This window comes from Citrobacter koseri ATCC BAA-895, assembly GCF_000018045.1.
GTDB lineage: Bacteria > Pseudomonadota > Gammaproteobacteria > Enterobacterales > Enterobacteriaceae > Citrobacter_B > Citrobacter_B koseri.
In genome coordinates, this window is the sequence record NC_009792.1 from 1,567,152 (window position 1) to 1,577,775 (window position 10,624).

Here is a 10,624-nt window from a genome sequence, read left to right on the forward strand (position 1 = left end):
AGGGCTTGATAATGCAAAAACTCATCAACTCAGTGCAAAACTATGCATGGGGTAGTAAAACTGCGTTAACGGAACTCTACGGCATTGCGAATCCGTCTCAGCAGCCAATGGCAGAGCTCTGGATGGGCGCCCATCCCAAGAGCAGCTCCCGAATTGAAGGCGCTGACGGGAAAGCCGTCTCGTTACGCGACGTGATTGAGCACGATAAAGCCACACTGCTGGGCGAGTCTGTCGCAAAACGTTTTGGCGAGCTGCCCTTCCTGTTTAAAGTGCTGTGTGCCGCGCAGCCGCTTTCCATCCAGGTTCATCCGAATAAACACAACTCAGAAATGGGTTTCGCGAAAGAGAATGCGGCCGGTATTCCGATGGATGCCGCCGAGCGTAACTATAAAGATCCGAACCACAAGCCTGAACTGGTCTTTGCCCTGACGCCGTTCCTGGCGATGAACGCATTCCGCGAGTTCTCTGAGGTTGTCTCCCTGCTGCAACCTGTTTCCGGCGCGCATACCGCCATTGCCCACTTCCTGCAAGAGCCGAATGCCGAACGCCTGAGCCAGCTGTTCGCCAGCCTGCTTAATATGCAGGGCGATGAAAAATCCCGCGCGCTGGCGGTACTGAAAGCGGCGCTGAACAGCCAACAGGGTGAACCGTGGCAGACGATCCGCGTCATATCCGAATTTTACCCGGATGACAGCGGCCTCTTCTCTCCACTGCTGCTGAACGTGGTCAAGCTGAACCCTGGCGAAGCCATGTTCCTGTTTGCCGAAACGCCTCATGCCTATTTGCAGGGCGTGGCGCTGGAAGTGATGGCGAACTCCGATAACGTCCTGCGCGCCGGGCTGACGCCGAAATATATCGACATTCCTGAACTGGTCGCAAACGTCAAATTCGTTGCCAAACCTGCCGATCAGCTGCTGACAACGCCGGTAAAACACGGTACGGAACTGGACTTCCCGATTCCGGTGGAAGATTTCGCGTTTTCGCTGCATGACCTCTCCGCTCAGGAAACGGCCATCAGCCAGCAGAGCGCCGCCATTCTGTTCTGCGTGGAAGGCGAAGCAGTGCTGAGCAAGGGCGAGCAGCGTCTGGTGCTGAAACCCGGCGAATCCGCGTTTATCGGCGCTGATGAGTCTCCGGTTAACGCCAGCGGCGTGGGCCGTTTGGCCAGGGTTTACAACAAGCTGTAGCAACATACTGAATTTTTTAACAACTCTTGCTAAGCTAGTTAAAGGCTCACAACTTCTCCAGGCGGTTTAATCCGCCTGGTTTCATTTTTATGGATAATCGATATGAAAAAATCGCTGGTAGCTACAGGTGTGATCGTCGCCCTGGGCGTGGTCTGGACAGGCGGGGCCTGGTACACCGGGAAAAAACTGGAAACGCATCTCGCACAGATGGTGAATCAGGCAAATGAGCAGCTTAAACGCACGGCGCCTGAAGCCGCCATTGAGCTGAGCTATCAAAACTACCAGCGCGGCATTTTCAGCAGCCAGTTACAGCTGGTGGCGAAGCCTGTCGAAGGCAAGGAAAACCCCTGGCTGAAACCAGGACAAAGCGTCGTACTGAACGAAGCGGTGGATCATGGCCCTTTCCCGTTCGCACAGTTGAAATCGTTTAACCTTATCCCTGCGATGGCCTCGGTGAAGACGACCCTGGTCAACAACGACGTCACCAGACCGTTGTTTGATATCGCAAAGGGCGAGACGCCGGTCGAGATTAATTCCCGGATTGGTTATGGCGGCGATACCCGCTCAGATATCTCCCTCAAGCCGTTGAATTATGAAAATAACGGTGAAAAAGTCGCCTTTAGCGGCGGGGAATTTCAGCTGAATGCCGATAAAGACGGCAATGTTGTTTCACTGTCAGGCGAAGCGCAAAGCGGCCTGGTGGATGCCGTCAACGAATATAACCAGAAAGTCCAGATTACTTTTAATAACCTGAAAACCGACGGTTCCAGCACTCTGGCCAGCTTCGGCGAGCGTATTGGCAACCAGACGCTGTCGCTGGAAAAAATGACGGTATCGGTAGAAGGTAAAGAGATGGCCGTGCTGGAAGGCATGGTGATCGACGGTAAGTCCGATCTCGTCAACGACGGCAAAACCATCAATAGCCAGCTGGATTACTCGCTGAACAGCCTTAAAGTGCAGAATCAGGATCTGGGTAGCGGCAAGCTGACGCTGAAAGTGGGACAGATCGATGGCGAAGCATGGCACCAGTTTAGCCGCCAGTATAACGCTCAGACTCAGGCGCTGATGACGCAACCCGAGGTGGTGCAAAATCCTGAACTTTATCAGGAGAAAGTGACCGAAGCGTTCTTTGGCGCCCTGCCGCTGCTGATGAAGGGCGAACCGGTGATTACCGTCGCGCCGTTAAGCTGGAAAAACGCTAAAGGCGAGACCGCGCTGAACCTCTCCTTGTTCCTGAAAGATCCGGCCGCGACCACTGAAGAACCGCAAACGCTGACTCAGGAAGTGGATCGTTCCGTTAAATCTCTCGATGCGAAGCTGACGATCCCGATGGATATGGCCGTTGAGTTTATGACTCAGGCCGCCAGACTGGAAGGTTATCAGCAGGAAGATGCCGATAAGCTGGCGAATCAACAAGTCAAAGGGTTAGCCGCGATGGGGCAAATGTTCCGCATCACCACGTTGCAGGATAATACCATCGCCACCAACCTACAGTATGCCAATGGTCAGGTAACGCTCAACGGGCAAAAAATGACGCTGGAAGAGTTTGTCGGCATGTTTGGTATGCCTGCGCTCTCCGTGCCGGACGCTCCGGCGATTCCTCAGCAGTAAGTTTCCTGTACGTCCCGCGCCCGGCGGGACTTTCCCGTTGGGCCGCTATTCAAACACCTGTCCCGCCACGCTATTTTTGCGTCACCAGACGAGCGGAAATGGTCTGGCTGCGCGAATGGCTCTCTTCATGACCAATCCGTTGCAGGATGCGCTCCGCAAGGGTATAGCCAATTTCGCGGGCTGGCGTGCTGGCCCAGATAATTGGCAGATCGTCCAGCGCGTTTTCCGCCACATCAGCAAACGCCGCCAGCGAGATCTGTTGTTCAAAATAGCGATCAACGCCAATTTCACCACTCTGACGCCCCGCTTTCATCAGGCCAAACCATGCTCCCATCGCAATGGTTTCGTTGTAGCACACCACTGCGCTGATGGTCGGGTTATGCCGCAGTAATGCGGTAATGGCTTCGGCGGCCTGCTTCTGGCTGGATGCGCACTCCAGTACCCAGTCGCTGTGAAAAGGCAACCCAAACTTCAGCAGCGTCGCGCAATAGCCGCCGACGCGCTCCGCGCGCGTTAATGAGGAGCTTTGCCCTCCCAGCCACGCGATCCGCTGATGCCCAAGGCGAATCAGATGTTCCGTCAGTAGCTGCGCCGCCTGCATGTTATCCGGCCGGACAGTATCCACCTCTTCCAGATAACTGGCGCGCGAGGCAAACACCACCGGAATCCCTTTTTCTTCTGCCCGTTCCCGGAGCGCATCGCTGTTACCCGCCGCTCCGGCGATCACCACGCCATCCACACCCTGATTAAGGAGCATAGCGAAACGCTGACTCAGCTGTTCGCCATCCTGACCGCCGTGCAACAAAAAGACCATGCGCCCCTGCGCTTCCAGCGCCTCTGTCAACCCGGCCGTGAGTTCCGCATAAAAAGGCGCAGACAGATCGCGCACAATCAGCCCAATGACGCCGCTCTGCCCACCGCGAAGCGCCGATGCCTGGCGGTTACGCACAAAGCCCAGTTGTTCAATCGCCGCGTTAACCCGCTCGCCGGTGGCTGACGAAATCCGCCCTTTGCCACTGAGCACTAATGAGACGGTACTGACGGAAACGCCAGCCGCCAACGCGACATCATGGATGGTGGTTTTTTTGGCTATAGCCATGAAAAAAGAAAGCTCCCTGATAACGTGACAGATAAAACGTTTTATCAATCACTTATATTTATACGCTTTATTATCGTTCGATAATGTGATTTGCGCCGCACTAAAATTAGGTAAAACGTTTTATCTTCTCGCTCAAATAATTGACCACAGCCTTCTTTTTCACGAGGAGTCGTTAGATGACGACGAAGACAACACCAAAAATAACATTATGGGAATTTTTCCAGCAGTTGGGTAAAACGTTTATGCTGCCCGTGGCGCTGCTCTCTTTCTGCGGGATCATGCTGGGGATCGGCAGCTCGTTAAGCAGCCACGATGTCGTCACCCTGCTCCCGGCGCTGGGCAACCCGGTGCTACAGGCCATCTTTACCTGGATGAGTAAAGTCGGCTCGTTCGCTTTTAGCTTCCTCCCGGTGATGTTTTGTATCGCGATTCCGCTCGGTCTGGCGCGTGAAAACAAAGGTGTCGCCGCGTTTGCCGGTTTCGTCGGTTACGCCGTAATGAACCTTGCCGTGAACTTCTGGTTAACGGCGAAAGGCATTCTGCCGACGACTGACGCCGCCATTCTGAAAGCCAATAACGTACAGAATATCCTCGGGATTCAGTCTATCGACACGGGGATTCTGGGGGCGGTGATCGCCGGTATCGTTGTCTGGATGCTGCATGAACGTTTCCACAATATTCGTCTGCCCGATGCGCTGGCTTTCTTTGGCGGTACGCGTTTCGTGCCGATCGTCTCTTCCGTGGTGATGGGACTGGTCGGGCTGGTCATTCCGCTGGTATGGCCTGTTTTTGCAATGGGCATCAGCGGTCTGGGCCACATTATCAATAGCGCGGGTGATTTCGGTCCGATGATCTTTGGTACGGGTGAGCGCCTGCTGCTGCCGTTCGGCCTGCACCACATTCTGGTCGCGTTGATTCGCTTTACCGAAGCGGGCGGTACGCAGGAAGTCTGCGGCCATAGCGTGAGCGGCGCGTTGACCATTTTCCAGGCGCAGCTGAGCTGCCCGACAACGCACGGCTTCTCTGAAAGTGCGACCCGCTTCCTGTCTCAGGGGAAAATGCCTGCCTTCCTCGGCGGCTTGCCGGGCGCTGCGTTGGCGATGTACCACTGCGCGCGTCCTGAAAATCGTCACAAAATTAAGGGGCTGCTGATTTCAGGCCTTATCGCCTGTGTCGTTGGCGGTACCACAGAGCCGCTGGAATTCCTGTTCCTGTTCGTCGCGCCTGTGCTGTATGTGATTCACGCCCTGCTGACAGGTCTGGGATTCACCATCATGGCGATCCTCGGCGTCACCATCGGCAACACCGACGGCAACATCATCGACTTTGTGGTATTCGGGATCCTGCACGGTCTGTCAACCAAGTGGTATCTGGTTCCGGTGGTCGCCGCCATCTGGTTCGCGGTGTACTACGTCATCTTCCGTTTCGCCATTACGCGCTTTAATCTGAAAACGCCGGGCCGCGATACCGAAATCGCCAGCAATATTGAAAAAGTCATGGCGGGCGCGCCAGGGAAATCAGGCTATAACGTCCCGGCGATTCTGGCCGCGCTTGGCGGCAGTGAAAATATCGTCAGCCTGGATAACTGCATTACCCGTCTGCGCCTGTCGGTGAAGGATATGTCGCTTGTGAATGTACAGGCGCTGAAGGACAATCGCGCTATCGGCGTAGTACAGCTGAATCAACATAACTTACAGGTGGTTATTGGCCCTCAGGTACAGTCCGTTAAGGATGAAATGGCGGGTCTGATGAACACGGTTGAGGCATAAGGACAACGATATGTTCGATTTTTCAAAGGTGGTGGATCGTCACGGTACGTGGTGCACGCAGTGGGATTATGTCGCCGATCGCTTTGGCGCCCCTGACCTGCTTCCGTTTACGATCTCGGATATGGATTTCGCTACCGCGCCGTGCATCCTGGAGGCCATCAACCAGCGTCTGGCGCACGGCGTGCTGGGTTACAGCCGCTGGAAAAACGATGAGTTTTTAGGGGCGATCGCCCACTGGTTCGCAACCCGTCACCACACTACGATCGACCCACAGTCGATCGTGTACGGCCCCTCCGTGATCTACATGGTGTCGGAGCTGATCCGCCAGTGGTCATCCGTCGGTGAAGGGGTTGTGATTCACACCCCCGCTTACGATGCGTTCTATAACGCCATCGAAGGCAACCAGCGCACCGTCATGCCGGTTGCGCTACAGAAAAACGCGGACGGCTGGCACTGCGATATGGCCGCGCTGGACGCGGTGCTCGCCCGGCCAGAGAGTAAAATTCTCCTGCTGTGCAGCCCGCAGAACCCTACCGGAAAGGTATGGACGCGCGATGAACTGGAGACGATGGCTGAGCTATGCCATCGTCACGGCGTGCGGGTCATCTCCGATGAAATCCACATGGATATGGTATGGAGCGCGCAGCCGCATATCCCCTGGAGCAATGTGGCGCGTGATAGTTGGGCGCTGCTGACCTCCGGGTCAAAAAGCTTCAACATTCCGGCGCTGACCGGCGCCTACGGGCTTATCGGCGATGAGGAAAGCCGCAATCGTTACCTCAGCGTATTGAAGGGGCGTGACGGGCTGTCGTCACCCGCCGTTCTGGCGCTTAGCGCGCATATTGCCGCTTATCAACAGGGCGCGCCGTGGCTGGATGCCCTGCGCGAGTATCTTGCTGATAACCTGAATTATATCGCGCATGCGTTAAACACCGCGTTCCCGACGCTAAACTGGCAGGTTCCGCAATCGACCTATCTGGCCTGGATTGATCTGCGCGCGCTAAATATTGACGACCACACCTTACAGGATGCGCTGATTCATCAGCAGAAAGTGGCCATCATGCCCGGGTATACTTATGGCGAAGAAGGTTGCGGGTTTGTTCGTCTAAATGCCGGTTGTCCACGTTCGAAACTCGAAAAAGGCGTTAACGGCCTGATCAACGCGATCCGCGCTATACGCTGACAATGATTGCGCAATAAAATTATTTATTGCGCAACATAGATTTTACGCCCGTTTTATTTTTATAATGGCGAGCACTTTTATATTAAAAAAGAGTGCGACCATGATTGATACTTCCCTTCCGTTAACTGACGTTCATCGCCACCTTGATGGCAACATTCGTGCCCAAACTATTCTTGATCTTGGCCGCCAGTTCAATTTAGCCCTTCCGGCACAAACGCTTGACGCGCTCATTCCGCATGTGCAGATCACCTCAACGGAGCCTGACCTGGTCAGTTTTCTGGCAAAGCTCGACTGGGGCGTTAAAGTTCTGGCGTCGCTGGATGCCTGTCGTCGCGTGGCCTTTGAAAATATTGAAGATGCCGCCCGCAACGGCCTGCATTATGTCGAACTGCGTTTTTCTCCGGGTTATATGGCGATGACGCACCAGTTGCCTGTTGCAGGCGTGGTCGAAGCGGTCATCGCTGGCGTACGTGAAGGGTGCCAGACTTTTGGCGTTGAAGCTCGTCTGATCGGCATCATGAGCCGTACTTTCGGCGAGGCTGCCTGTCAGCAGGAACTGGAAGCGCTGCTGGCGCACCGCGATCACATTACCGCGCTTGACTTAGCGGGCGATGAACTTGGCTTCCCGGGCAGTCTGTTCCTCTCTCACTTTAACCGCGCGCGTGATGCGGGCTGGCATATTACCGTACATGCTGGCGAAGCGGCGGGACCGGAGAGCATCTGGCAGGCCATTCGCGAACTGGGCGCCGAGCGTATCGGTCATGGCGTGAAGGCCGTGGAAGATCGCGCGCTGATGGATTTTCTGGTCGAACAGCGAATCGGTATCGAATCCTGTCTGACGTCTAATATTCAGACCAGCACCGTTGCCTCGCTGGCTGCGCATCCGCTGAAAACGTTCCTTGAGCATGGCGTGCTGGCAAGTTTGAATACGGATGATCCCGCGGTACAGGGTGTGGATATTATTCACGAATACACGGTAGCGGCGCCAGCGGCAGGATTAACCCGCGAGCAGATTCGTCAGGCGCAGATCAATGGCCTGGAAATGGCGTTTTTAAGCAAAGCGGAAAAACGCGCATTGCGTGAGAAAGTCGCAGCGGTTTAAGCACGCAACGCCTGATGGCGCTGCGCTTATCAGGCCGACAGCGACACAACCGTAGGCCGGATAAGACGTTTACGCCGTCATCCGGCAGCACCTACGCCTGATGGCGCTGCGCTTATCAGGCCTACAACTGCACAACCGTAGGCCGGATAAGGCGTTTACGCCGTCATCCGGCAACACCCGGCGCCAGAAGAGTACACCGTCATCACGCGAGGCACAGCGTAGAGCGATGCTTCGCTGATTCAATCCCCAGCTCAATCAACTCCATAATCTGGATCGCCTGGCTCGCCGGAACCGGGTTTTCACCGTTGCCATTCAACGCGTCACGGATGCCCGCATAATAAGCCGGATAATTACCCGGCACCGTCAGCCACGTCTCTTCCACACGGTCTTCGCCTTCCACGCGCGTCAACACGCCGTCACGCATGTCGTAACCCCAGTCTTCCTGCGGCAGTCGCTCACCGTTTTTCAACCGCTCCTCTTGTGGATCGAGGCCATATTTCACGTAGCTGCCGCGCGAGCCGTGCACGATATAACGTGCTGATTCTGCCGCCGCCAGCATCGTACCGTGCAGAATCACCCGACGCTGCGGGTAGGATAATATCGCGTGGAAATAATCCGTCGACTGCGCGCCAGGACGAAGCTGCGCCAGATCCACCGTCATGCTGACCGGCAAACCGAACAGATTGATCGCCTGATCCAGCAGATGCGGCGCCAGATCGTACCAGATACCGCTGCCAGGGCCGCCCTGTTCGCGCCAGCGATCGCGGACCTGCGGGCGGAAACGGTCGAAATGGGATTCAAAGTAAGCCACTTCCCCCAGAACGCCATCGGCCAGCAATCCTTTCAGCGTCAGGAAATCACTGTCCCAACGGCGGTTATGGAACACAGAAAGCACGCGTCCCAGGCTGCGCGCCAGGGCGTCGAGCTCACGGGCTTGTGACAGTGTCACGGTAAAGGGTTTATCCACAACCACATGTTTTCCCGCTTCAAGCGCGGCTTTCGCCAGCGGAAAATGGGTGTCGTTGGGCGTAGGAATGACGATAAGGTCGATATTCGGATCGTTAAAAAGATGCTTAGGCTCTGAGACAACCGCCACAGAAGGCCAGTCCGCCTTCACTTTTGTTTCATCACTACTGGAAACCGCCGCCAGTTCCAGACCCGGCGTCCCCACGATTAAGGGCGCATGGAAAGTCTTGCTGGCATAACCATAACCAATTAGCCCTACCCGGATGTTGTCACTCATGTCTTTGCCTCTCATGTCAGAACGGAGTCATTTCACACTATCCCTTAACCACTCACAATAGTTTAATAACCGCCAGGTTATAAAGGTTGTTGCTTAACTTAAGTCAAACATCAGTGACTTTGGGCTCTCCTGCGGCGAAAAAGTCGCTGAAATCGTTCCCGACACCCTTGCCGTCTTATTTATTGATGAGTAACATTTGCATCCTGTGTTTATGGATAAATCAAAGCAAAAAAATGTCGTCAGTAATGAATCGCCTTATTGAATTAACCGGTTGGATTGTTCTCGTTGTCTCAGTGATCCTCTTAGGCGTCGCCAGCCATATCGATAATTACCAGCCCCCTGAACCGACGGCCTCCGTTCAGAAAAAATAAGCGTGTCCTGGCCAGTTTCGGCATAGCGGCATATCGTCAGAAATGGTTTCGGTTTACAGCCAGAAAAATCAGGAAAAGATGAAAAGCGGCAAAAAAAGCGAAATATGCCGTCTGCTGGCCGCACGCTTATTGCCAGTTGTCATGAAGCGCGTTACCCTTCCGGCAGGTGCTCTGCTCACCTGATTCATGACACGTAAGAATACGCTTATTTACCCTTGCGCGCCGATTATTCTTTTCGGTGTCGTTTTGTTTATTTTTATATTCACTACTCCGTTGGTGTTATTTGTTTAATATGGATCGCTATTTATGACAGTTCAGGATTATTTATTAAAATTCCGCAAAATCAGTTCGCTTGAGAGCCTGGAAAAACTGTTTGATCACCTTAACTACACCCTCTCTGACGATCGGGAGATCATCAATATGTATCGCGCCGCAGATCATCGTCGCGCGGAACTGGTCTCGGGCGGTCGTCTGTATGATGTCGGTCAGGTGCCAAAATCAGTCTGGCATTACGTACAATAAAGAAAGTAGCGATCGGCGTTAAAAGCTTTATAATGCTGGCCCCAAAATGAAATAGTCTGCCTGTTCGCGCTGGCAAATCTGGAGAAGATATGACCACAACACCGGCACAACGCATCGGGGGCTGGTTGCTTGGCCCACTGGCCTGGCTGTTAGTCGCGTTACTGAGCGCCTCGCTCGCGTTATTGCTCTATGCTACTGCGCTGGCTACGCCGCAGACATTCCATATGCTCAGTGAGCAAAGTACCGGCAACCTGTTGTTGTGGGGCGTTTCGTTTATTACCGCCATCGCAATGTGGTATTACACCTTATGGTTGACCATCGCCTTCTTCAAGCGCCGCCACTGCGTGCCTAAACATTATATTATCTGGCTGCTGGTGTCGGTCTTGCTGGCAATTAAAGCCTTCGCCTTTTCGCCAGTCTCAGACGCGTTTGCGGTTCGCCAGCTGTTGTTCCCGTTACTGGCGGCCGCGCTGATCGTACCCTATTTCAAACGCTCGGCGCGTGTTAAAGCAACGTTTGTGAACCCGTAATACCCTT

10 protein-coding genes are annotated in these 10,624 nt (G+C 54.5%); 8 read left to right on the top strand and 2 right to left on the bottom strand.

Annotated features, from left to right (window positions below):
- Nucleotides 1-11: 11 nt before the first annotated feature.
- Nucleotides 12-1,187: a mannose-6-phosphate isomerase gene (gene manA / locus CKO_RS06935; protein WP_012132497.1), complete on the top strand. Its 1,176-nt coding sequence runs from the start codon at nt 12-14 to the stop codon at nt 1,185-1,187.
- Between the two features lie 102 nt (nt 1,188-1,289).
- On the top strand, nt 1,290-2,798 hold the full coding sequence (locus CKO_RS06940; protein ID WP_012132498.1) for a YdgA family protein: 1,509 nt from the start codon (nt 1,290-1,292) through the stop codon (nt 2,796-2,798).
- A 70-nt stretch (nt 2,799-2,868) separates the two neighbouring features.
- Here the strand turns inward: CKO_RS06940 and CKO_RS06945 are convergent, their stop codons facing one another.
- On the bottom strand, nt 2,869-3,897 hold the full coding sequence (locus tag CKO_RS06945; RefSeq protein WP_012132499.1) for a Mal regulon transcriptional regulator MalI: 1,029 nt from the start codon (nt 3,895-3,897) through the stop codon (nt 2,869-2,871).
- Between the two features lie 176 nt (nt 3,898-4,073).
- On the opposite strand from CKO_RS06945, the gene malX reads away from it, so the two are divergent.
- The 3 genes from malX (at nt 4,074) to add (ending at nt 7,951) form a co-directional block, all read left to right on the top strand.
- Complete coding sequence (malX, locus tag CKO_RS06950; RefSeq protein WP_012132501.1) at nt 4,074-5,666, top strand: maltose/glucose-specific PTS transporter subunit IIBC; 1,593 nt, start codon at nt 4,074-4,076, stop codon at nt 5,664-5,666.
- 10 nt (nt 5,667-5,676) lie between these two features.
- Complete coding sequence (locus CKO_RS06955) at nt 5,677-6,849, top strand: MalY/PatB family protein (RefSeq protein ID WP_012132502.1); 1,173 nt, start codon at nt 5,677-5,679, stop codon at nt 6,847-6,849.
- A 100-nt stretch (nt 6,850-6,949) separates the two neighbouring features.
- Nucleotides 6,950-7,951, top strand: a complete 1,002-nt coding sequence (gene add, locus CKO_RS06960) for an adenosine deaminase (RefSeq protein ID WP_024130358.1) — start codon at nt 6,950-6,952, stop codon at nt 7,949-7,951.
- Nucleotides 7,952-8,153: 202 nt separating this feature from the next.
- Here the strand turns inward: add and CKO_RS06965 are convergent, their stop codons facing one another.
- Complete coding sequence (locus CKO_RS06965) at nt 8,154-9,194, bottom strand: oxidoreductase (RefSeq protein WP_024130359.1); 1,041 nt, start codon at nt 9,192-9,194, stop codon at nt 8,154-8,156.
- A 245-nt stretch (nt 9,195-9,439) separates the two neighbouring features.
- Between CKO_RS06965 and blr the strand changes: the two genes are divergently transcribed.
- The 3 genes from blr (at nt 9,440) to CKO_RS06980 (ending at nt 10,617) form a co-directional block, all read left to right on the top strand.
- On the top strand, nt 9,440-9,565 hold the full coding sequence (blr, locus tag CKO_RS23510) for a division septum protein Blr (RefSeq protein WP_048902389.1): 126 nt from the start codon (nt 9,440-9,442) through the stop codon (nt 9,563-9,565).
- A gap of 306 nt (nt 9,566-9,871) precedes the next feature.
- Nucleotides 9,872-10,087, top strand: a complete 216-nt coding sequence (gene ydgT / locus CKO_RS06975; protein ID WP_024130361.1) for a transcription modulator YdgT — start codon at nt 9,872-9,874, stop codon at nt 10,085-10,087.
- An 89-nt stretch (nt 10,088-10,176) separates the two neighbouring features.
- Complete coding sequence (locus tag CKO_RS06980; protein WP_012132511.1) at nt 10,177-10,617, top strand: DUF2569 domain-containing protein; 441 nt, start codon at nt 10,177-10,179, stop codon at nt 10,615-10,617.
- Nucleotides 10,618-10,624: the final 7 nt, after the last annotated feature.

Coding starts and splice junctions, on each gene's coding strand:
- CKO_RS06945 (WP_012132499.1), bottom strand. CDS start 3,897: ATGGCTATAGCCAAAAAAACCACCATCCATGATGTCGCGTTGGCGGCT.
- CKO_RS06955 (WP_012132502.1), top strand. CDS start 5,677: ATGTTCGATTTTTCAAAGGTGGTGGATCGTCACGGTACGTGGTGCACG.
- CKO_RS06940 (WP_012132498.1), top strand. CDS start 1,290: ATGAAAAAATCGCTGGTAGCTACAGGTGTGATCGTCGCCCTGGGCGTG.
- add (WP_024130358.1), top strand. CDS start 6,950: ATGATTGATACTTCCCTTCCGTTAACTGACGTTCATCGCCACCTTGAT.
- CKO_RS06980 (WP_012132511.1), top strand. CDS start 10,177: ATGACCACAACACCGGCACAACGCATCGGGGGCTGGTTGCTTGGCCCA.
- CKO_RS06965 (WP_024130359.1), bottom strand. CDS start 9,194: ATGAGTGACAACATCCGGGTAGGGCTAATTGGTTATGGTTATGCCAGC.
- malX (WP_012132501.1), top strand. CDS start 4,074: ATGACGACGAAGACAACACCAAAAATAACATTATGGGAATTTTTCCAG.
- ydgT (WP_024130361.1), top strand. CDS start 9,872: ATGACAGTTCAGGATTATTTATTAAAATTCCGCAAAATCAGTTCGCTT.
- blr (WP_048902389.1), top strand. CDS start 9,440: ATGAATCGCCTTATTGAATTAACCGGTTGGATTGTTCTCGTTGTCTCA.
- manA (WP_012132497.1), top strand. CDS start 12: ATGCAAAAACTCATCAACTCAGTGCAAAACTATGCATGGGGTAGTAAA.